Source organism: Rhodopirellula baltica SH 1, from assembly GCF_000196115.1.
Lineage (GTDB): Bacteria > Planctomycetota > Planctomycetia > Pirellulales > Pirellulaceae > Rhodopirellula > Rhodopirellula baltica.
The window spans coordinates 5,153,975-5,176,668 of the sequence record NC_005027.1; the positions used below are offsets into that span (position 1 = coordinate 5,153,975).

Here is a 22,694-nt window from a genome sequence, read left to right on the forward strand (position 1 = left end):
CACAAAAGGAATTGATACATGGCGGTGAGCGTCAAAGCGTGGCAAACCTTGACCTGGTCCACGCTCGAAAGCTGGACCGGAAGCCGAACGATTCAGCGCGGCGAAGATTATCAAAAACAGGGTCGAGTTCGCAAACTGGTTCTCTGCGGTGATGGGTCGATCATCGCCACCGTACAAGGAACCGAGTCCTACATCACTCGGGTCTCGCTCAACACCAAAAAGCGTTCTGGTGTGCAACTGAGTTCCTATTGCTCTTGCCCGGTTGGGTACGACTGCAAGCATGGCGTTGCGACGGTGTTGAAAATGATCGCCGATTGTGAAGCAGGCAAACGCCCACCGAGCATCTCTGACACCGACGTTCGGTTTGAACACTTGCAAGACGACAACACGACGCCCGCTCCGAAACCATCCTCCGGGGCGTCCAAGAAACAACGCACAACCGACAAACAGATCCGCGAATATTTGGCCGATGAATCCAAAGAGAACTTGATCGACCGATTGATGAAATGCTGTTCCGCCGAACCCTCCATCCGACGAACGCTAGCAGATGAAGTCACCATCGCCAGTGGCCACTTCGATAAATTGCTCGCGGAAGCCTACAAAGAAATGCGAAAGTTAACCGCAGAAGAGGCGTGGTATGACGCTTGGGATGGTGAGGGTGAACTGCCTGACTACAGCGGACTCCAAAAACGAATGACGACATTGCTCGCTGCCGGGCATGCGGACGAGCTGGTCAAACTTGGAAAGGAGCTGATGACTCGCGGGACGGACCAAGTCAACAGAGGCCATGACGATGGATCTGTCTGCGGTCAACTGTGCGAGTGTATGGAAACGGTCGCCAAAGCGATTCGAAAGTCTTCACTCACCGACGAGCAGAGATTGCTTGTAGCGTTCGATCTCAGTCTCGATGACGACTACGATCTGGCCGCCTCCGTCGCAGAGTTGTTCCAAAGCAAATGGCCGAAGTCGGCTTGGTCATCGGCTGCCGACGAACTGATCGTTCGCTTGCATTCTCTGCCCGCCAAAACCGATCCGCATGGTTTCGTCAGTCCAAACCGCCAACGCGAACAAACGGGAAGCATGGCGATTCACGCCCTGCGTGCCTGTGGTCGAGATGAAGAAGCTCGTGAAATCAGTGTCGCTGAAGCGCTGACATGTGGAAGCTTCATGAGAGCGGTCAAAGAATTGATGGACGATGGCTTCGACGCCGAAGCAGAAGAACTCGCCTTTCGGGGTCTTCGCGAAACGGACCTTCAATTCCGTGGGATCATTCATCACCTTCAAGAATTGATTGGTGAACTCGCATCGAAGCGGAAAGAATGGAAAATCCCCGCGGCGATCGCTGCCGAAGACTTTTTCGAATCACCATCGGTCGACGGGTTTGAAAAGCTGCTCCAAGCATCCAACAAAGCAAAATGCAAAGCAGTCACTGAAACCGCGGCTCGCCGGTTCTTGGAAACGGGCAAACGACCGGACTTGGACCGCAACCAAATGCGACGAACAAAAGCGACGAAGGCTTGGCCCTTGCCGCGAGCACCACTCGGACAGGACGCCGACCAACCTGTCAGCGAAACGAGGCACGACCGCGGCCCACACTACGATGTACTGATCGGTCTTTCGATCAAAAACAGTTCGCCAGATGAAACGTTGCGGTTGTACGATACCGCGAATGCAAATTCATCGGACTCGCGGTTCCATTCCGCTCGCATTGATCGCTTGTCGGTGGCGAAGTCGGTTGAAAAATCTCATCCCGAACGCGCGATCGAGATCTATCTGCGTGAAGCGTTGTCCGTCGCTGCGCAGACCAACACCAAAACATATCCGTTGGTCGGAAATCATCTCAAGAAGGTCAAGACGCTCTTGTTTCAAAACAACCGGCAAGCGGAATGGGAAAACATCCTGGCCGATTTCAAAACAAAACATGGCCGAAAGCCACGACTCATGGAAGTCATTGATCGCATCGACCGGGACCGCATCGCAAGCAGCATGAGCAAACGATAGGCAAGCCACACTCCGGATCCACAGCCAACCTTTCACTCATCATCCGAACGTTTCGCGAAATGCGTCCAAGTTCGCTTTGCTCTGCCGTCCGGTACCGGGAATGGCGAAAACAATCTCGCTGATATCGCCACCATCCGATGCAATTGCGGACTTCGCGGTGCGTGACGCCATCAACGGGTCACCTCCGAACGCTCCACATCCCCACGCCCCCAGAAGAAGACACTTCACGTTCTGATCCCTTGCAATTCGAAGAACGTTCCGCCACCTCCGCAGGAAGGTACTCTCCAACTCCTCGGTCGCATTGGGATTGCCACGCAGGAAAGGTCTGCTATTCGGAGCCGGTACTGTGATCACGGACGCGAAGAAAGGAACCTCTAGCAGATCGCCGGTGCCCCTGGTTCGAAAGAACGGAACCTTGGGACTGAAGATGGCATGATCGGTGTACAACAGCGACGATTGATTTCGATTTGCTTCGTAGTATTCCATGTGTTCGATCAAACAGGGATACAAACCACTGCATCGACACAGGTCTTCTTCCTGTGCTTTTGCACCGTTCAAAAAACCGCCACCCGGATTGCGTGCGGAAGCGAAGTTCAACAACGCTAGTTCACCTGCACCTGACAATTGCTGAGCAACCACCTGAGTCGTTCCATCAACTACATGGACAACTTGCCTCACTTTCGCGGGTTCCGCTCGCAGAGACTCGAGCTCATCCGGTCGATACAACCGGGTCGATTGCACCGCTCGATTTTGTTGTTCGGCAAATCGCACGACCGTCTCGTCGACTCGATACTCACCAGCATCGATCAGGTCGAGGACTTCTTGCGCGAGCTGTTTGAGTGTCATGCTGTTCTCCTAACGACGCGACATATTCCGACATCAAGAGACACATCATGACATGAACAGATTCATCATGTTGGCGTTTCCAATCTTCACCGAACCTTCGACCGCTCGACTCTTTCCACCACCTACAATCAAGCCCTCCTGTTTTTACCGCATCAGTCGAATTCGATGAATCTCCCCAAGCACTCTTCGCTGATCCATTCACCGGGCACGCAGGTTGTCGCTCAAAAAGATGTGATGACAACGAATGATCGAATCGCTCATCCCGCCGGTGCGGTTGGCGTGATCGTGCGGTCGCCGGTCGATCGCACCCACGCGTATCGCGTCAAGTTCAGCGACGGGTTCGAAGCCGCGATTCATCACGACCAGCTCGTTCGATTGTCCGAGTTCAAAAATCAATTCATCCGAAATACCACCGCACCGCTGATGGACTCGGGACTGTATGAGCGTGTCATTTACCGCTGTGTGATCGGTTCACGAGCCTACGGGCTGGACGACGAAGATTCCGACACAGATCGACGAGGCATCTACCTTCCGCCAGCCGAACTTCATTGGTCGCTCTATGGTGTCCCGGAACAACTTGAGAACGACCAAACCCAGGAAGTTTACTGGGAACTGCAGAAGTTCATTGTGCTGGCTTTGAAAGCGAACCCGAACGTTCTGGAATGCCTCTATTCGCCAATTGTCGAAAAGGTCACACCGCTCGGCAAAGACTTGCTGGCGATGCGCGACGCCTTTCTGTCCAAGCTCGTTTTCCAAACGTTCTCAGGCTACGTCGCCTCGCAATTCAAAAAGATGCAAACGGACATCCGCAATCAAGGCCGTGTGAAGTGGAAACATGTCATGCACCTGATTCGGTTGCTGCTGTCGGGAACGCACGTTCTGCAAAACGGCGAGATAATCGTTGATGTCGGACAGCACCGAGACCGCTTGCTGACGATCAAACATGGCGACATGCCATTCCACGCGGCAGATGAATGGCGACAAGAACTGCAACGAGAATTCGAATCCGCTTTCCAAACCACCCCACTGCCCGACCGTCCTGACTACGAACGAGCCAATGCGTTCCTGATCGATGCTCGCCGCAAAGCCATTCAAGAGGACCTTCCATGATCGATGCCCGAATTATTGACTACGACAAGATGTTGCCGCACATCCGTGCTGCACCCCATCCGCTGTTGTTCGCCACCATCAGTGGAGCTCACCTGTACGGTTTCCCATCCGCCAACTCCGACTTTGATCTTCGCGGCGTGCACTTGCTGCCACTGCAAACGGTTGTCGGTTTGGAGGATGGCGAACTGACCATTGAGAAAGAAGGGGTTTACGACGGCCTTGAGATTGACCTGGTCACACACGACGTTGGCAAGTTCTTTGGACTGATGTTGCGACGAAACGGTTACGTGCTCGAACAAGTCTTCTCACCGCTGGTCGTTCGCACCACGCCGGAACACGACGAACTGAAATCGATCGCGGAGAACTGCATCACCCGGCATCACGCTCACCACTACCTCGGTTTCGCAGCGACTCAGTGGAAACTGTTCTCCAAGGAAACACCGCCGCGGGTCAAACCGCTGCTCTACGTGTACCGCGTGCTGTTGACTGGTATTCATTTGATGCGGGCGGGCGTCGTCGAGTCCAACCTCGTGACACTCAATCAAACCGCGAGACTGTCGTACATCGATGAGCTGATCGATCGCAAGCTAACTGGGCCGGAGAAAGGAACGCTCGATGCCGCCGACCTTGACTTTCATGCCGGCGAATTTGAGCGATTGGTTCGTCAACTGGAGGAGGCTCACGAACAGTCCCATTTGCCCGAGGTTCCAACCGCTCGCCCGGCTCTCAACGATCTGCTGGTGCGACTCCGGTTGAACGGTTGCGATGTTTCCGACGCGGTCGATCCTGTGCCTCGCGAAAATTAGTTCCCAACGGCGCTCCGCAATTGGCTATGCTGAAGGTCCCTCCCCAGACCCCACCCACCTCCCGCCCGCCATGTCTGATCGCCTTTCCCCAAGGTTATCGCCCATTCACGTCGCCATAGCAGCGATGTTGTTGGGGGTCATCTGCCAATGCTTTGTCGGTCTCGACCGAGCCTTCGCGGATCCGACATTGCCGGCGACTGCGTCCAACCAGACGTTGCCAAGCGGCTCGCAATCACCTGTCGTCGTTGAAACGCCGGTCAGTTTCGAATTGGACGTCCAGCCCATCCTGGCTGCTCACGGCTGCAACGCGGGTGCCTGCCACGGCAAACAACGCGGCCAGAATGGGTTCCAACTTTCGTTGCTGGGATTTGATTCCAACTTCGATTACGACGCGATTGTTCGACAGGCCCGCGGGCGACGGCTCACCATCCGGTCTCCCGAGTCCAGCCTGTTGGTTCAAAAGGCAACGGCCGAATTGCCCCATGGCGGTGGTCGAAAAATCGAAGTGGGATCGAAGGCCTACGCCACCCTGACCGCCTGGATTCGTCAAGGCGCGCCGCGTCGACTGGCAGACGAACCCTCGGTGACATCCGTTGAAATCGCTCAGACCGAGTTCCTGCTCAAACCATCCGAAACGGCTCAGCTCGCGGTGGTGGCTCACTACAGCGATGGCAGCCAGAGAGATGTCACATCTTTGACTGGGTATCTGTCCAACGACGATGCGATCACATCGGTCAACGCCACGGGAAAACTCGTTGCCGGACCGATTCCAGGCGAGACCGCGGTGATGGCTCGCTACATGAATCACATTTGTGTGGCCAATGTCAGCATCCCGCGAACGACCGCGTTGACCGAAGAATTCTACGAGCAACAAGCCCGTGCGAATTTCATCGACGACTTGGTCTATGAAAAACTGAACCAACTTCAAATCCAAGTTTCGGATCCTGCCAGTGAGTCAACGTTCTTGCGACGCGTTTACACCGATGTGATCGGACGGCCGCCGACGATGGAGGAGGCTCGCGAATTTCTGGATTCGCAAGATTCCGACAAGCGTGAACAGTTGGTCGATCGTCTTCTCGATCAACCCGAATACATCGATCACTGGGCCAACCAATGGGCTGACCTGCTGCGTCCCAATCCCTATCGCGTCGGAATCAAGGCGGTCCTGAACTATGACAACTGGATTCGCCAGCAGTTTCGAGAGAACGTTCCCTACGACGAATTTGCACGACGTCTGATCACAGCCAAAGGCAGCACTTGGCACAACGGAGCGGTGACGCTGTTCCGTGATCGACGCAGCCCCGATGAAGTTGCCACGTTGGTCAGCCAATTGTTTCTCGGCGTCCGATTGGAATGCGCCAAGTGTCACCATCATCCGTTTGAAAAGTGGAGCCAGCACGACTTCTATTCCTTCGCCGCCTACTTTGGCAAAGTCGGTCGCAAAGGCAAAGGTTTGTCCCCGCCAATCTCCGGCGGCGAAGAGATCGTTTACGCTTTGACCAAGGGCGACGTCAAACATCCGGTGACCGACGAAGTGCTGCCTCCATCGCCCCTGTTCGGAACGGCCGACGTGCCCGAGGGTTCGGACCCACGGGACGCACTCGCGGAATGGATGACCTCCCCGGACAACGACTACTTCGCCCAGGTTCACGTCAATCGCGTGTGGGCACAGTTGATGGGCCGAGGCATCGTCGATCCCGTCGACGATCTTCGCAGCACCAACCCGCCCAGCAACCCGGCACTGCTGGATGCCTTGGCCGAGCACTTTCAACAATCCGGTTTCGATCAAAAGAACTTGATCAAGACCATCGTGCTCTCCAACGTCTACTCGCTCAGTTCCGTTCCCAACGAAACCAACGCAGCCGACCGATTGAACTACTCGCGTCACTACCGGCATCGATTGCGAGCCGAGGTGCTGGCCCAAGCGGTCGCGGATGTGACGGAAACGTCTGAATCGTTTTCTGCGTTGGCTCCCGAATCGCGAGCCAACCAAGTCTGGACGCACCGGATCGATTCGACGTTTTTGGACACGTTTGGCAGACCCGACGAGAACAAGGATCCGCCCTGCGAACGCATCCCCGATTCGTCGGTCACCCAGACGCTGCACTTGATGAACGCACGAGAACTGGACACACGCATCCGAAGTGATTCGGGACGTGCCGCAAGACTGGCCAAAAGTGACTCATCACCCGCGGACATCGTCACGGATTTGTACTTGGCCATCTTTTCGCGAAAACCAAACGCCGACGAACAAAGCTTTGCCGAAACACTGATTCGCGAAGCCAGCGAAAGCGACGAAGCGAATCCAAGCAGCGATGCGAAGGACGACGTCGCCACCGAAGAGAACCGGCGACGCGTCATTGAAGATTTGATCTGGGCGATGACGAATTCGCCTGAGTTTATTATTCAAAACTGATGAACCATGTCGAACACTTGGACAAACTGTGAAGGACTGACGCGCCGCGACGGTCTGAAATTGGGTCTTGGCGGACTGATCGGCGGAGGCCTCTCGGGGGCGCTCAGTGCACAAGCACGCGCGTCGGAGGGTTCAGGTTCTCGCCGCAAAACCGCTCAGGCCGATGCATGCATCTTGGTCTGGATGGATGGTGGCCCCAGTCACTACGAGACGTTTGACCCGAAGCCTGATGCACCCGTCGAAATTCGCGGTTCTTACCAGCCAATCGCGACCCAGACGCCTGGGATCCAGTTCGCCCAACCGATGCAAAAGATGGCGGCGATCAGCGACGACCTGGCCATTGTTCGATCGATTCGACACGACCAAGGCAACCACGGTGCCGGCAATCACTACATGATGACCGGGGCCCCGCCTCGCATCCCTGTTGGCTGTGGTGCGTTTGTCAGTTTCCATCCCAGCCTGGGCAGTGTGGTCTCCAAAGAGATCGGCGCACCACATGGGATCCCCGCTTACTTTTCGCTGCCCCGGATGTCGCGATCGGGCGGGCCGAACTTCTTGGGCAGCAAGTACGCACCGTTTGTGGTTCCCGACGATCCCAACCGTTCCAGCTTTCGCGTGCGTGATGTCACGATTCCCACGGGACTGACCGATGGCCGCTTCAGTTCGCGACAACAAATCCGTCAACGCATCGACACGATGATGCGTTTCAATGACGCCAGCGTCGCCGACCCAACCTTGGCGGTCGATGAGTTCTATCAACAGAGCCTGCAAATCATCAGCAGCAAAGAAGCTCAGGCCGCTTTCGACATCCACCAAGAATCCGACGCAATTCGCGATGCCTACGGGCGGAACCCGTTTGGCCAACAAGCCCTGTTGGCGAGACGACTGGTCGGTGCGGGCGTTCCCTTCGTGACGCTTTACAGCGGAGGCTGGGATCATCACGTCGACATCTTCAATGCGCTGGATAAGAAACTGCCGCCGTTTGAAGCCACCGTCGCGGCGTTGATTTCCGACCTCAAAGAACAAGGCATGCTGGAACGCACTTTGGTGGTTGTCTTGGGTGAGTTCGGACGGACGCCCAAAATCAACGAACGCGGTGGTCGCGACCACTGGTCCAATGCCATGAGCGTCGTGTTTGCCGGCGGCCAGACGCCGGGCGGGCAAGTCATCGGTGCGACCGACCGACAAGGTTACGCGGCCGTCGAACGAGTCCTCTCGCCAGAGAACTTTGTGTCGACGATCTATGAAAAAATGGGCATCGATCCGGGCCAAATGATGTACACCGGCGAGGGACGTCCCACTCACTTGGTCAGCGACGCAACTCCGATCACCGAGTTGATGAGCTAGTGCGTCACTCCTTGAATTCAATCAACTGCAAGTGCGGCGACAAAAGCATTCTTCGTTCACGCGATGCGGGTTGCTCCGTGGTCTTTGCCGGACTCAGTCACCGACTGGCCTGGATGCTGGTTCTGTGCTGCTTCACCTCGCAATTGGCTCACGCACAAATCAAGCTGGATCGCGTGTTCCCGCCGGCGGTTGCCGTTGGTGCCGAGACAGCGGTCACTGCAGAAGGCACCTTTCCAAATTGGCCGCCCAACATCGATTGCGATGTCAACCAGGTTTCCGTCTCGGCTGGCGAAGAGTCCGGAAAGCTAACGATCAAAGTTGCCGACGATGCCTCGGTGGGAGTCGCGTGGATCCGATTCCACGATGACCAGTCCATGACCGGATTGGTTCCTCTGGTTCTCTCCACCGCCGACGTGTTCTCTGAAACAGAGCCCAATGACAAACGTTCGCAGGCCAACCCCATCGAGCTTCCCACTTTGGTTGCGGGACGTTTGGCCAAGGGCGGAGACAGTGATGCTTACCGCGTGTCACTGAAAGCGGGCCAGACGTTGGTCGTGTCCGCGACCGCCAACCAAGTGTTGAAGTCACCGATGGATGCGGTACTTCAATTGACCGATCTCCGCGGGAACGTGCTCTACCATTCCGACGATGTCCGTGGATTGGACCCACAAATCGTCTACCCAACCGTCTCGGATCAAGATCTGCTGATTCGAATTTTCGCGTTTCCCGAAACGCCCAACAGCACGATCGGCTACGCGGGATCCCCCTCGTTCCTTTACACGTTGGACGTGACCACGGGTCCCTTTGTCGATCATGTTGCTGCCAACGAAAAGAGAGCCATCGCGTTTGGCTACAACCTCGAAGATCAAACCGCGACTGTTTCCGACATCGCCGAAAACCTCTCGCCTCCCATCGCGACCATTCCTGGTGCCTTGGGTTGGTCTTGGGTCCCGCCAGTTTATGAAGCGGTCCATCGAGTTTTGCCCGGGGACGAGTTCGAGGGGACACTGCCCGCTTTGCTGTTCGGCCATTTCACGAAGGCAGATGAAACGCATCGCTACTCATTCACTGCCAACAAAGGCAAAAAGTACCGTGCCGAAGTTCGGTCCAAAGCCGATGGATTCTTGCTCGATTCCAAGCTCACAATCACAGATCCAAAGTCCGGCAAAACACTGGCCAGCAACGACGATGTTTCCTCCGGAGGCTATGACGCGGGAGTCGACTTCACCGCGGCCGAGGACGGTCCCATCGACGTCGCGATCTCCGAAATGCTGGGTGAGTTTGGACCACGACACTTCTATCAATTGTCCATTCGCGAATCGAAACCCGAATGTCAACTTTCGATTGCGGAAGATCACTTCGTGATCACTCAGGCCAAACCGCTCGAACTCAGCGTGTCAGTCAATCGCAAGTCCGGTTTCCAATCCAAAATCCGAGTCGCCGCAACCGATTTACCGGAAGGTATCCAGGCAGAACCCGTGGTTTCAGAACCCAAGGGCGACACCGCCAAAACAATCAAACTGAAAGTCACCGCGTCTGACAATGCGATTGGTCACGGTCGCTTTCGAATTTTGGGGACCATTCTGGACGCGGATGACCAACCAACGAAAGAGACCATCCAGGCCACCTACAACCTGCGACCGTCCGTTCCACTGACGGAGTTCTGGCTCACCGTTCCACCTGTCCCAGCCAAAGAAGCATCGCCATGATCCGTCCAGCCACGAAGACGCTGCTCGTTGTGCTGGCACTGAGTTTTGAGTGGAGCGTCGGACTTGATTCGCTCATCGGCAGGACCAACCAAGCGATAGCAGACACGCTCCCAATCGACGAATTGCCGGACGACCGCGAGGTCCTGTTCAGCCGCGATGTGGCACCGGTATTGAAAAAGAACTGCGTCGCCTGCCACAACAGCAGCGACGACGAGGGCGGTGTGAACTTGGAGTCGGGAGAACAGATTCGAACATCCGAATTGGATGATCTTGTGCTTCCCGGCAAACCCGAATCGAGCCGACTGTTTCTGCTCGCCTCTCATGCGGACGATCCTGTGATGCCCCCGGAGGACAATGATGTCTCGGCATCCATTTTGACTCCGATGGAACTGGCCCTGCTAAAACGTTGGATCCAGTCCGGTGCCGTCGTCGACCAAGCCCCCAGCACACCGATCAAGCGAGAGTGGCAACCGCTTCCATCGTCGCTGCAGACCGTCTACGGATCATCCATGACCGACGATGGAAGACTGTCCGCGATCAGCTTTGGAAATGAGATTCGTCTGTTCGGTGCCAAGTCCGCTCAGCCCATCGAGACGCTTGCAATCGTCGAAGGTGAAGTCACCAAACCAGCTCACGATGACTTCGTCCAAGACCTGCACATCGATTCAACCGGTCGTCAAATCATCTCGGCAGGTTATCGCAATGTCAAACTTTGGGAGATGTCGCCATTCGAATCAGCCACGATTCCCGCCATCAACCTGGATGACACCCTGGCAATCGCAATGAACGCTAGCGGCAGTCACTTCGCCGTGCTTTCACGCCGCGGAGAATTGAGTGTGGCGGAAGTCGGCAAAGATCGCTGGCTGTGGATGAAAAGCTTTGACCTGCCCGATCATCTGAAAACCGAGGGCCTGAAGACCGACAATCCGACCAAGATTCGGATCGCTTTGGACAACGCGGCTCAACAAGCCGCGATTCAGTGGGACAGTGCGATTCGCATCGTTCGAATCGATCGCAAAGACGTCGAAACCTTCGATGCTGCCAACACGCTCACTTCGATGCAGTGGATCGAAGAGGATCACTTAGCGACCGCGACCGACAAGGGACAAGTCTTGTTTTGGAAGCGAGACGAAGAGGTTTGGACCAAGACAGAGCACAACGTTTTTGAACAAGCTGTCCTTGCGATCCACTCGGCGTCCGAGTCTCCGGGACGGTTGATCGCGATGGATGCAGCAGGCAACCTTGCCAACTGGAATCCAACCGATCAATCATTCGAAGCAACCGGCCAATTGCCCTCGCCCGCCGTGTCTGCATCGCTTTCGTCCAACGGTGCCACGCTGTGGATCAGCACCGAATCAGGAGCCTTGGGACGATACAACATCGCCGATCAAAGCTATCTCGAAATCGCGAAGAAGGATCCCGTCGCAGCAGCTCAATTAGCAAACGACAATTGGCAAACGTTGGTCACCGAGACACTGGTCGCGGCTCAAGAGAAGGACGCCAAACAGGCCGAAGACGACGTGATGGCCGAACAGAAAAACTTGGAGTCGATCGCCAAAGACATCGAAACCAAAACCAAACTGCGTGACGAGAAACAGGCCCGTGTTGAGGAAGCCAAGCAAGCCGCCGAGTCAGCAGCCAAGAAGCTTGCCGAAGCCGAACAAGCCCTCGCGACCAAAGAAAGCGAACTGGATGCTGCAGTGACAGCCCTCGGTCAAGCCGAGAAAATCAAGGTCAGTGGAGAGACGCGACTGAAGGAACTGGAGGCGGAGCGTGAGCGTCATCAGCAAATTCTCGCGAAACTCAAACAAGATCACGAATCCAGAAAGGCCACGGCCACCGCGTCCCAATCACGTCACGATTCATCTCGTGCGACCGACGCCACATTCGCGGTCATGCTCTCAGGCTCTCGCATTCTCACCCATGCCGCCAACACGGACGACGCATCGGAAGACTCATGGAGTCTGTGGGCCGAATCCGGCGACTGGTTGGCCGAATTGCCCGAACTGCCGACCGACGGACAACTGATCGCGAGCGGAGATCGTTGCGTTCTGATCCAAGGGACCAACGGCCAGACACAGGCGTTCGTCGCTCGGCCCCGTTTATGGAGTCTTCGCCAAACCATCGGTGCGACAACCGGGCCGAGCCCATTCGCGGATCGCGTGTTGAGCATCGACGTTCATCCCTCGGGCAAATTGCTCGCCACCGGTGGCGGCGAGCCTTCTCGGACAGGCGAATGGATGCTTTGGAAAGTCTCCGACGGGTCCTTGATTCGAAAGATCCCCAACCCGCATGGCGACACCGTTTTCTGTGTTCGATTTTCACCGGATGGGCAAACGTTGGCCACCGGAGGCGCCGACCAGATGATCAAACTGTGGGACGTCGAATCCGGCAAGCTGATCAAAACACTCGAAGGCCACACCCACCATGTCACGTCGATTGCCTGGAACGCGAATCTTCGTGAGCTCGCGACGGGTTCCGCCGACGCGACGGTCAAAGTTTGGAACATTGAAACCGGGCAGGCCACACGCACGATAACTGGATTCAAAACCGAAGTGACGAAACTGGTTTTCGTCGGCCGCGAAAATCGACTCGGAGTGACGAGCGGAGACAGTGTTTTCCGGGTCTATCGCACCGACAACGGAGCGAGAGAAACCAATACCAAGGTCGCCGGAGATTACCTGTACGCATTGGATTCCGATCGCGACGGCAGCCAGTTCATCGTGGGTGGTGCGAGCGGCACGGCCACACTGATCGACAAATCAGGCAAACAAAGCTTGGAGTATTCATTGGGCGAAGAATGAACGTGCGTCGCCGCGGTACGGACGACAACACTTGCTCTCAGCAACGGTACAATGCTTCCCGCGTTCATCGCTTCCCGCATTCATCCAATCAACCCGGCGTTCGAACAGTTGAGAGCAAGGTATGTTTCGCATCGCAATTGGACTCATTCCGTCATTGCTATTCTGCCTCGTCTTTGCAACCGCCCAGGACAAACTCCCGAGCGTTGAACGAGTTTGGAAGGATTCCACCGGTCGCTTTCAGGTCTCCGCGAAATTGATCGAAAAGGTCGGCGAGAAGGTCGTTCTGCAAACAAGTGCTGGACGCAAGATTGAGATCGCAAGCGTTCGACTCAGTGAAGCCGATCAAACGTATCTGAAGAGTCTGGAATCCGTTCCACAAACTCCGGCCCCGCGTTCTCCATCTTCGCGTTCATCTGATACGGGCCGACCAAAACCAATCGCGGTTTCAAACGACCCTGAAGCGGAACTCGGCGCCGCTCCACGCTTGGATTTTTCGAACACCGTTTGGAACGTGAAGGTCTCCGAGCCGCAACCGCCCGAGTTTGAACCCAGTGCGGTCGCTTTGCCGAAACCGCAAGGCCGCCGGCAACCTCATGCTGCGAACAGCCTGCTGATGAAAGCGGCCGTCAGCGACATCAGCGGCAGCGGACCTACGGCCCAAACGCATCTGATGATTGGTAACTTTCGCACCGGTCAATTGACCGAGCTGCCTGCGGTCTCCGGAACCGCCATGCACCCGATCGCCATCCTCGGCGATGGCGGCACGATCGTGATGATCGGGACAGACAAGGATGGAACCACCACCAACGAGGACTTGCAATCTTGGGACATTCGCGATGGAAAGGTACAACGCGACGACGCATGGAAACCCTACGCGGGTCAATCCAACCGCGGCATCCGATTCGCGACCGCCGGCCCAGACAACCGTTTGATCACCTGCAGCAAAGCTGGGCACATCGTGGCTTGGCAAATGCCACAACGACGTGCACTTTGGCAAATCGAAATGGGATCGCCACCCTATTGGCACACCAATGCTGATCTGAGCCAATTGGCGATCGCCTCGGCAAAGCAACTGGTGATGGTCGATCTGTTGGAAGGGAAGATCACCGGGTCGCAACCGCTGAGCGATCTCGGACGCATCTACTATCCCAAACTCTCCTTCAATCCCAGCGAAGACAAACTTTATTTGTCATCCATTGGTCGCGTTTTGATTCTGGATCTTCGCAGCAACGAGTGGATTCAAGACACAGAGATCGGCGGCGTTGGAACAAGCAAGGGTGCCATCTTTTGCGATGACGACTATGTCCTGATCGATGGCAGCACACTGGTCGATTGGAAGTCCGGAACCAAGGTTGACCGTTACAGCGGACTGGGTGCTCCCATTCCAATGGGTCACTTCTCGTGCGTCGTCTCGAATTCGGAACTGCGTGCCCTCGATCTACCGCTCAATCCAGTGGTTGCCAAAGAAGACGATCCACCGGCAACGATGGCAAACAATTCTGCGAAACAACCCCAAGCTGCCGAACCCGAAAAGCCAGCTTCACAGGTCGTCGGCAACTGGCGTTTTGAAGTGAAGGAATCCTACGCCAGCGGGAACACGGGAATCAATCGAAGCACCTATCGCTTCGACGCCGACGGCACGTACGAGACCTATTCCACGCTGATGATGCTTGCCGGAAACTCGAACGAACAACTGTACAGTGTGACCAGCCTCGAACAAGGAACCTGGACCCACAAAGCCAAGCAGCTGTGCATGACAGAAGACAAAAGCGAATTGGTCAAATTCGAAAGTGCGGTCGCCACCGTCACTCGAGAAACCTTCGAAACAGCGATTGCCGAGAAATCACCCCCTATCTGCTACACACTTGTTATCAAATCAAACGACTCGATCGAACTACACGATTCGCAAGGCCGCGGTGCCATGCCGCTTCAGCGAATTTCTATGGAGATCAAAATTCGGTGACGCACATGTTCGTTGAAGTGCCTGTCCGACTCACCGGACAGTGCCTTGCAGCTTGTTCATGACGACCACTACAATCACCGACGACCATCCCCGCCCCCACTCATCCCATCCGTGGCCTTCTTGGCACCTCGTGTCGTCTGTTCTCTATGGTTATTGGCAACCATCAATACACCTTGATGACCAGCGCAACTGGTCTTGTCGGACAGTACCTGCTTCGCAACGCCATGATGAGCGGCAAACGCATCGCGGTGATCGCGAGAAGCACCAAGAAGAAAACCGCTCACGAACGAGTGGAAGCGATTCTGCAACGGTTTGAAACCGAACTGGGCCGTGAATTGCCTCGCCCGGTTTGCTTGGAAGGGGACATCGTCCATCCAAATCTTGGTCTCAGTGCTGGTGCGACCGAATGGGTGCGGCAAAATTGCGACCGGATGATTCACGGGGCCGCGGTGCTGAAATTCCAAGGCTCCGACCGAACCGGCGACCCTTGGAAAACCAACCTGGGTGGCACCCAGAATGTTTTGGCGTTCTGTCGCGAAACTGACATCCGAGACTTCCATTATCTCTCCACCGCCTACGTTTGCGGCAATCGGACCGACTTGGTTCGTGAATTGGATTTGGATGTCGGACAGAACTTTCGGAACGACTACGAGCAGAGTAAGTTTGAAGCGGAACAAGCCGTTCGAGCAGCATCGTTCTTGGATCAACTGACCGTTTACCGGCCGGCGGTGATCTCCGGCGATTCTCAGACCGGACACACGACCAGCTACCACGGTCTGCACACTTACCTGCGACTGATGGCATTGTTGGTGCCAATGGTGGAACCGGACCAAAACGGCGTACGTCACACCCCCATTCGGCTTCCGATGACCGGGGAAGAACGCCGCAATGTTGTTCCCATCGATTGGGTTGCCGACGTGGTATCGCGGCTTCTTGATACGCCCGAAGCCCATGGTCAAACCTTTCATTTGACTCCTCGGGTCCACCTGACGCCGCGAAAGATCATTGATTGCTGTTGCTCGTACTTCAACTCAACCGGGGTTCAATATTGCGGTGACATCGACGTTCCTCATGAAGAGCTGAACGGATTTGAACGCAACTATTTCTCTGGCGTTTCGCTTTACGAATCCTACAACTCAACCGATCCAACTTTCGACAATTCGAACCTGCTTGCGTTCACCTCGGACCTTTCGTGTCCCGAAATTGATGAAACAGTGATCCATCGCTACCTTGCATTTGGTTTGGCTGATCGATGGGGCAAGCGTCGCGACCCTCGAGTGGAGCCCATCAATCACTTGGTTGACTACTTGCGGGATGCAACCGTCGCATCCATGCAACACAAAGAGGAGGAGCAGGCGGAGACGCAGCCTCAAACATTGCTCGGGCTGAACATTTTGGGCCCCGGTGGTGGACAATGGCGAGTGGTCAGTCGTCAGGGTGCGACCAGATTGGAAGTTGCCCACGGACTGCCCTGCCCCAAAACTTTGACCATCCGCGCCAGTTCACGCGTGTTGTCCAAGCTGATGACCAACCAAGATCTTTGCCCGACCGAACTGGGACACTACGTCGATGGCAATTCGACTGCCACGAAGATCCCTCGAGAAGCGATCGACACCTGTCGGCTGCTGTTCTCGAAAGTCACCTGTGCTTAGCAGGCTGTTGATTTATTGAGCCGCACCGCGTTAGCGGCTGTTGATTAGACGCCAACCGGGGCTAACGCCCAACGGCTAATGATTGACATTCGGTATGCGACTAAATCAACAGCCTGTTAGGCTTCGCCTGAAGACGACTCTGGATCACTCGTACCGCAACGCATCGATTGGATTCAATCGCGATGCTGTTCGAGCGGGGTAGTAACCGAAAACGATTCCCACCGTCGCGGCAACCGTCACGGCAACGATCGGAGCCCAGATCGACATCGCGGTCGGCCAACCGATCACTCGGCCAACCAACACAGACCACATGTGGCCGGCGAAGATGCCAATGAATCCGCCCACCACGCACAACACCGTCGCTTCGATTAGAAATTGACGAAGGATCGCACTGCGGTTGGCTCCGACCGCCATCCGCAATCCGATTTCTCGCGTCCGCTCGGTGACCGAGACTAACATGATGTTCATGATTCCCACGCCGCCGACCATCAGTGAGACGCCGGCAATCACCAAACCCAATGCCGATACACCACCGACGACTTGTCCAACCACTTTGGATACTTCGGTGATGTCATTGATGCGATAAGCCCCCGCCGGTTCGACGTTGTGACGACGGGAAAGCACCTGAGTGATTTGTTGCCGAGCCAACTCCACGTGATCCGGCGACTCGGCCTCCACATAGATTTGGTGAATCTCTTCTCGCTGCGTCGAGCGTCTGGTTGATGCCAATTGCATCGGCGGCATCTGATCCGCGAACGTGCTGAACTGAGCCGTCGCGCCGGTGCTGCTGTTGACTCGAAGTTTGAACGTCGTCCACGGTCCGATGATGATGTCGTCTTGATCGTTCCCGATCACATCCCCGCCCTTTTCGGTAAGGACGCCGACCACGCGAAGCGGAACCCCGTTGACGCGAATTTCTTCGCCGATCGGGTACTCCGAGTCAAACAATTCGTGAGCAACGGTTTTGCCCAAGATGCAAACCTTCGCCGCATCGAGAACTTGTTCCTGCGTGAACGGTGTGCCCAGTTCCAACTGATCCCAGTTCCTTGCCGCCAAGTATTGCGACGTTGTACCGAGAGCAAGATTGGGGCTCCAGCGGCGATTCTGGCGGACCAACTGGACCTGCGAATACACAAGCGGAGCGGCAACCTTGACGGCCGAACATTGCTCGGCGACCGCAACGACGTCATCAGGAATGATCTGGATCGGTCGTTGACGTCCACTGGTACTGGACGCTTTCCCCGGACTGATCGTCAGCATGCTGGCGCCCATGCTCGCGACGGTTTCTTCAATCGCGGTGGATGCCCCCGCACTGAGCTCCATCGTCGAAATCACCGAGGCAACACCGATGATCACCCCCAGCATCGTCAGCACGGTCCGCAACGCGTTGCGACGGAGTGCCAAAACAGCCACAACAATCGCATTCCAAGTCGCGGGCAGCGACCAGGCGGACGCCGGCTCACGCAGCGGCTCAGCTCTGGAATTCGCAAGGCGAGACCGATCAACGGTCGAAGCACGTTGACGTACATCCTCAGCGACCAAACCGTCTTTCATGCGCACGACACGGTCCGCTTCATGAGCGACCTCCGCATCGTGCGTGACGACCACCAACGTGATGCCGTGTTCTTGATTGAGCTGACGAAACAACGCCAGAATTTCTTGTTCGGTGACCGTGTCCAGGTTCCCGGTTGGCTCGTCGGCCAGCAACAATTTGGGGCGGTTCATCAACGCTCGAGCGATCGCGATTCGCTGTCGTTCGCCACCGGACAATTGATTGGGCATGTGGTCCAACCGACCTCCCAAACCGACGGACTCCAGCAACTTCGTCGCGTCTTCGATGCACTCCCGCCTGGACCTTCCGTCGGAGGCATAGATCGTCGGCAGCATCACGTTGTCGAGTGCCGTCGCCCGTGGCAGCAGGTTGAAGTTCTGAAAGACAAACCCGATGTGCTGGCTTCGAAACGCGGCCAACTCCAACGGAGTCAAACTTGAAACATCAATCCCGGCCAAGTGGTAGTCACCATCGGTCGGATGATCCAAACTCCCCAACAAGTTCATCAGGGTTGTCTTCCCAGACCCCGACGATCCCATCAACGCAACATATTCCCCCGCTTCGATGTTCAGCGTGATGCCCTTGAGCACCGGCAGATCGTGGTCACCGACCCGATAATCTTTGCGAAGGCCATACAGTTGGATCACGCTGCGTCCCTGTGAATGACGTGCAACGAATCAGCCGCTTTCTGGGTCGCATCAGTCAACCGACCATCGACGACCATCAACACTCGCGTGGCAACGGAGAAATAGCGGTCATCATGCGTGATCGCGACGACGGTTTTCCCGATCCGTCGAAGCTCTGGCAGGATCTGTTGGTAGAAGATGTCCTTGAATCCTGGGTCTTGTTCGGCGGCCCATTCATCGAAAACAAAGATCGGGCGATCGTCGAGCGCCGCAACCAACAACGCCAAACGTTTGTGCTGGCCCCGAGAGAGTTCCTGGGTCAACAGTCGACCGGTTTGCACATCGACCTTTTCTTCCATCCCCAGCAGAGAGATCCAATGCTCCAACTTGCCGGGCGTGACATCAACTCCCAACAAACGATCGAACAGATGGCCTTCCACAAAGACCGTCGAAAACAGTTGACGGTAATCTGCTCGAACCTTGCTGGTCACATCTCGACCGTTCCAGCACAACTGACCGGTGTCGGGAACGTAAAGTCCCGTCAACAATTTCGCGAGCGTTGTTTTCCCACTGCCGTTGCCACCCGCGATGAACAAAATCTCACCGGGCGAGAGCGTTAAATCGACGGGGCCCAGTGCAAAGCACTCATCGTCCGTGGAATCGTACCGATAAGTCACGTTTCGCATCTCAAGCGAATCAAACTTGGTCGGCGCAACGTGGGAGGTCTGCTGTTCAGGCTGATCGATCATCAAACCCAGCTTCTCAATCTTGGCCACCGCAATCGAGGCACCATTCATCGCCGGCAACCAACCCAAGATCCCATCCAAGGGATAAGTCAGATACAAAATCGTCAGAACGTATCCGGTCAACGTCGCCGTCGACACCGTCGCGATTTGCGGCCAAGCAAACAGCAACAGCCCGATGCCGATGAACAGGAACAACCGTCCCCAACTGTGCGCAAACCCCTGTATGTTTGAACCGATGATCAGGCTGTGACGCATCTTGGTGTCGGCTGGCAACAACACGTCATAGACAAAGTCCAGACAACGCATGTTGTTGCCTTTGAGCTCTTTGATGCCATCGATCATGGCACGCAATTGCTTGACCACTTCGTCTTGGTCTTCTCGGGCCTGTCGAAGATGCCGGTTGGCAAACCTCAGCCCCGTCATGAACGTGAACACACCGATGCCCGCCATCACAATCGTCCCGCCCGCCAATGGAACGGACAGTGTCGCCAAATACACCAATCCACAAACCAACACCATCGCGTTGGCACATGCCCCAGGAAATGCGGACAAGGCCGATGTGATTGCGTTGACGTCGTTGATCAATGCAGCCAACAACCGATGCGAGCCAACGGATTCCAAGGTCGGCAAGGGAGCCGAAATGATCTTGGTGCACAGCTCGTATCGCAGTCGTGCCGCGGTTGCCTGAGACAATTGCACAAGCAAGCACTTGGCCGTCACTTGCGTGACCAGGACCAACACGCACGCACCGGCAAACAAATACGGCAACGAACCCGCCTCGGACGGATCCCCCGTCAAAGCGTGGTGGATCAGCATGATCAAGCCGAGATTTGCCACACCGCTGAACGCTCCCAAAAGTCCGGAAACCAGACCAGAAATCCAGGATGATCGAAGCAGGATCAGAAGCAGTTTCATCGACGTAGCATGTTGGGTGACTCAGGCAGGATGCGGAAAACACGAGTTTTCCGGCCGCGTGGGTGAAGACGCTGCGGCTCGATATAGCAGGGAACCAACCCCGGTCGCAATTGAGATCCGACCGGCGATCACCCCGTAAAAGCCGATGAATCTCACTCCATCGAGCACCATTCTTCGGCCCACTGCGGCCCAACACTACGAGCGTGGATCGCCCAACCATGCGGCAACGCGATCCCAATGCCCGCTGCCACGTCGCTGAATCCAAGACTTCAACTTGTAGTAGCCTCGCCAATTCCGATCCCAGCGTTCGGTCTTCCACCAGGTTCCATAGAACAGGTGAATCGCGAACGCGTCAGAAAGATCGACGCCCACATGCCCCGCGAGCCGGTACTGAGCCGCCTGGTGCATCGTCAACGGATACAAGAACCGAGAAGGAAGCACCGTGACAGATTCGGGTGTCTCCAAATCGGCCAAGACACGGGTCATCATGATCGGGCCCGTGCTGCTGAGAATCGGCTCGTTGTTCTCGACGTGATGAACGAACTCGGGCAGCCGCCGGATCACTCGCTCGAAGAAAGGATGCCCGGGTGCCGCCGCCATCAGCGCATTGCACAACAGATTGGGAACTCGATGATGCCGACAATGCTGCGGCGGCTCCATCCCCACAACGCATGCTCGCCCATCCAACAATGGATCGAGGGACTTCAGACAAATGAAGTCCAGATCCACGTACATGCCTCCAAACCGGTGAAGAATGAAGTACCGAATTGCATCGGCGCGTTGAATGGCCGTCGGATAGCCGTCGTACGTCTCCAAGAACCAAGCGTACTCTTCCGCGATCAATTGGCGGTTGTCTCGATCGGTCCACAATCGAACTTGCCAATCCGGATGATGGGTCCTCCACGACTGGACACATTCAGAAAAGTCATCCGGAACGTGTTCGTCTTTCCACGTTTGATGCAGGATCTTCGGAATGCTCATCAGCTTGCGATCATGACTCGCCTCAGCCTGCCAACCGAGAGGCAGAGCTTTCCGCGACGAGTTCGTATTGCTCCCACATCGCTTCGGCAACGCGTTGCCAATCAAACAATTCCGACCGAGCAATCGCTTTTCGAGACCGTTCTTCGCGAAGATCAGGTCGTGTGACCAACTCAACGAAACAATCGCAGATCTGTTCAATGTCGTTGGGATCAGCCGCCCAACCGGCGCCCGCAACAACTTCAGCCACCGCGGTCCCGGAACCGTAAATCACGGGCACACCACAATTCATCGATTCAAGCGGGGGCAAACCAAATCCTTCGTAATGCGAGACATACGACAGTGCTTCCGCTTGAGAATATATCAGTGGCAAATCCTCATCCGGAACGCTTCCGAGCCAGTGGATCCGGTCGCAATCTTTCGCGGCGTCGTACACGTCATCGAGATCGCCCCAACCGTATTTCCCGACGATGACCAGCTCGATCGGAGTCTGCGGGTTCGTTTCCAACAATCGGCGGTAGGCTCGCACCGTCCCTAACAAATTTTTTCGCGGTTCCAACGTTCCAACTGAAAGCAAAAACGGAGCGTCGGGCATCGAATACTTCCGCCTGACAGCGTCTTTCGCTTCTTGCGAATACCGCGAATGGAAAATCGATCGATCGCAACCGGCACCGGTGACAGCGATGTTCGACAGACCACAACGGGTGATCATTTCCTGGCGGATGAAATCCGTGTCCGTGCTGTACCAAGCGTTTCGTTCCGTAGCATCGAGCAGCCCGCGTTCCAAGCTTTCGCTGTTCACAGCGGCCTGCCACTGAGGGCATGCCAAATGGGAAAGGTCATGAACCGTGACCAAGCGACCGCCTCGGAAACGCCGAAACGTGTGAAAGGTATTTGGCATGGTTAGATGCACGACATCGTACCGCGACGTCCGCACATGATGCTGCAAACGAATCAGGTCCAACGTCCCTCGAAAAAACTGCCCTGCCCCAGCCGGTTGCGGTTCAGGCAGCGTCAGCCACGAGTCAATCTCAGCGAGCGGGATGATGCGTGCACCGACATGAACATCCACGGCCCACTCAGGATGCTGATCCGCAACCGCTCTCATCGCACCAAGAAGTCCCGAAACATACCGGCGGATCCCATCGGACACCGAATCGGCCAATTTGGTTCCGTCGATCAAGACTCTTCGTTGGGGATGCTGGTTCACTTGTGCAGTCACG

The 22,694-nt window shown here is 55.9% G+C and carries 14 protein-coding genes; 9 read left to right on the forward strand and 5 right to left on the reverse strand.

What is annotated here, in order from left to right:
- Positions 1–18 precede the first annotated feature (18 nt).
- Entirely contained in the window at positions 19–2,001 is a 1,983-nt protein-coding gene (locus RB_RS19650; protein ID WP_011122376.1) for an SWIM zinc finger family protein, read from the forward strand.
- A gap of 39 nt (positions 2,002–2,040) precedes the next feature.
- Here the strand turns inward: RB_RS19650 and RB_RS19655 are convergent, their stop codons facing one another.
- Positions 2,041–2,847 (reverse strand): TIGR02452 family protein, encoded by an 807-nt coding sequence (locus RB_RS19655; RefSeq protein WP_011122377.1) that lies wholly within the window; start codon positions 2,845–2,847, stop codon positions 2,041–2,043.
- A 165-nt stretch (positions 2,848–3,012) separates the two neighbouring features.
- Between RB_RS19655 and RB_RS19660 the strand changes: the two genes are divergently transcribed.
- The 8 genes from RB_RS19660 (at position 3,013) to RB_RS19695 (ending at position 16,654) form a co-directional block, all read left to right on the forward strand.
- Positions 3,013–3,957, forward strand: coding sequence for a nucleotidyltransferase domain-containing protein (locus RB_RS19660; RefSeq protein WP_011122378.1), 945 nt, complete (start codon positions 3,013–3,015; stop codon positions 3,955–3,957).
- Positions 3,954–4,763 (forward strand): nucleotidyltransferase domain-containing protein, encoded by an 810-nt coding sequence (locus RB_RS19665; RefSeq protein WP_011122379.1) that lies wholly within the window; start codon positions 3,954–3,956, stop codon positions 4,761–4,763. The genes RB_RS19660 and RB_RS19665 overlap by 4 nt, the downstream gene beginning before the upstream one ends.
- Positions 4,764–4,887: 124 nt before the next feature.
- The gene (locus RB_RS19670; protein ID WP_164922951.1) at positions 4,888–7,179 is read left to right on the forward strand and encodes a DUF1549 domain-containing protein; all 2,292 of its coding nucleotides are present in this window, start codon (positions 4,888–4,890) and stop codon (positions 7,177–7,179) included.
- A gap of 6 nt (positions 7,180–7,185) precedes the next feature.
- Entirely contained in the window at positions 7,186–8,526 is a 1,341-nt protein-coding gene (locus RB_RS19675; protein ID WP_011122381.1) for a DUF1501 domain-containing protein, read from the forward strand.
- Between the two features lie 11 nt (positions 8,527–8,537).
- Positions 8,538–10,235 carry a PPC domain-containing protein gene (locus RB_RS19680; RefSeq protein ID WP_231845810.1) on the forward strand — a complete coding sequence of 566 codons (1,698 nt, stop codon included), beginning with the start codon at positions 8,538–8,540 and terminating at the stop codon, positions 10,233–10,235.
- A complete protein-coding gene (locus RB_RS19685) occupies positions 10,232–13,039 on the forward strand; it encodes a WD40 domain-containing protein (RefSeq protein ID WP_011122384.1) in 2,808 nt (935 codons plus the stop codon). The genes RB_RS19680 and RB_RS19685 overlap by 4 nt, the downstream gene beginning before the upstream one ends.
- A 121-nt stretch (positions 13,040–13,160) precedes the next feature.
- Positions 13,161–15,002, forward strand: coding sequence for an SHD1 domain-containing protein (locus RB_RS19690; RefSeq protein ID WP_011122385.1), 1,842 nt, complete (start codon positions 13,161–13,163; stop codon positions 15,000–15,002).
- A gap of 176 nt (positions 15,003–15,178) precedes the next feature.
- On the forward strand, positions 15,179–16,654 hold the full coding sequence (locus RB_RS19695; RefSeq protein ID WP_231845811.1) for an SDR family oxidoreductase: 1,476 nt from the start codon (positions 15,179–15,181) through the stop codon (positions 16,652–16,654).
- A gap of 144 nt (positions 16,655–16,798) precedes the next feature.
- Here RB_RS19695 and RB_RS19700 read toward each other — a convergent pair whose 3' ends face one another.
- The 4 genes from RB_RS19700 to RB_RS19715 all read right to left on the reverse strand — a co-directional run bounded on the left by RB_RS19700 (position 16,799) and on the right by RB_RS19715 (position 22,693).
- Entirely contained in the window at positions 16,799–18,853 is a 2,055-nt protein-coding gene (locus RB_RS19700) for an ABC transporter permease (protein WP_011122387.1), read from the reverse strand.
- Positions 18,850–20,493: a cyclic peptide export ABC transporter gene (locus RB_RS19705; protein ID WP_011122388.1), complete on the reverse strand. Its 1,644-nt coding sequence runs from the start codon at positions 20,491–20,493 to the stop codon at positions 18,850–18,852. The genes RB_RS19700 and RB_RS19705 overlap by 4 nt, the downstream gene beginning before the upstream one ends.
- A gap of 195 nt (positions 20,494–20,688) precedes the next feature.
- Complete coding sequence (locus tag RB_RS19710) at positions 20,689–21,474, reverse strand: glycosyltransferase family 32 protein (RefSeq protein ID WP_007324116.1); 786 nt, start codon at positions 21,472–21,474, stop codon at positions 20,689–20,691.
- A 22-nt stretch (positions 21,475–21,496) separates the two neighbouring features.
- Positions 21,497–22,693, reverse strand: coding sequence for a glycosyltransferase family 4 protein (locus RB_RS19715; RefSeq protein ID WP_011122390.1), 1,197 nt, complete (start codon positions 22,691–22,693; stop codon positions 21,497–21,499).
- Position 22,694: the final 1 nt, after the last annotated feature.

Bases quoted from the DNA above. Each gene is read 5' to 3' on its own strand.
- RB_RS19650 (WP_011122376.1), top strand. From the start codon at position 19: ATGGCGGTGAGCGTCAAAGCGTGGCAAACCTTGACCTGGTCCACGCTC.
- RB_RS19655 (WP_011122377.1), bottom strand. From the start codon at position 2,847: ATGACACTCAAACAGCTCGCGCAAGAAGTCCTCGACCTGATCGATGCT.
- RB_RS19660 (WP_011122378.1), top strand. From the start codon at position 3,013: ATGAATCTCCCCAAGCACTCTTCGCTGATCCATTCACCGGGCACGCAG.
- RB_RS19665 (WP_011122379.1), top strand. From the start codon at position 3,954: ATGATCGATGCCCGAATTATTGACTACGACAAGATGTTGCCGCACATC.
- RB_RS19670 (WP_164922951.1), top strand. From the start codon at position 4,888: ATGTTGTTGGGGGTCATCTGCCAATGCTTTGTCGGTCTCGACCGAGCC.
- RB_RS19675 (WP_011122381.1), top strand. From the start codon at position 7,186: ATGTCGAACACTTGGACAAACTGTGAAGGACTGACGCGCCGCGACGGT.
- RB_RS19685 (WP_011122384.1), top strand. From the start codon at position 10,232: ATGATCCGTCCAGCCACGAAGACGCTGCTCGTTGTGCTGGCACTGAGT.
- RB_RS19690 (WP_011122385.1), top strand. From the start codon at position 13,161: ATGTTTCGCATCGCAATTGGACTCATTCCGTCATTGCTATTCTGCCTC.
- RB_RS19695 (WP_231845811.1), top strand. From the start codon at position 15,179: ATGACCAGCGCAACTGGTCTTGTCGGACAGTACCTGCTTCGCAACGCC.
- RB_RS19705 (WP_011122388.1), bottom strand. From the start codon at position 20,493: ATGAAACTGCTTCTGATCCTGCTTCGATCATCCTGGATTTCTGGTCTG.
- RB_RS19710 (WP_007324116.1), bottom strand. From the start codon at position 21,474: ATGAGCATTCCGAAGATCCTGCATCAAACGTGGAAAGACGAACACGTT.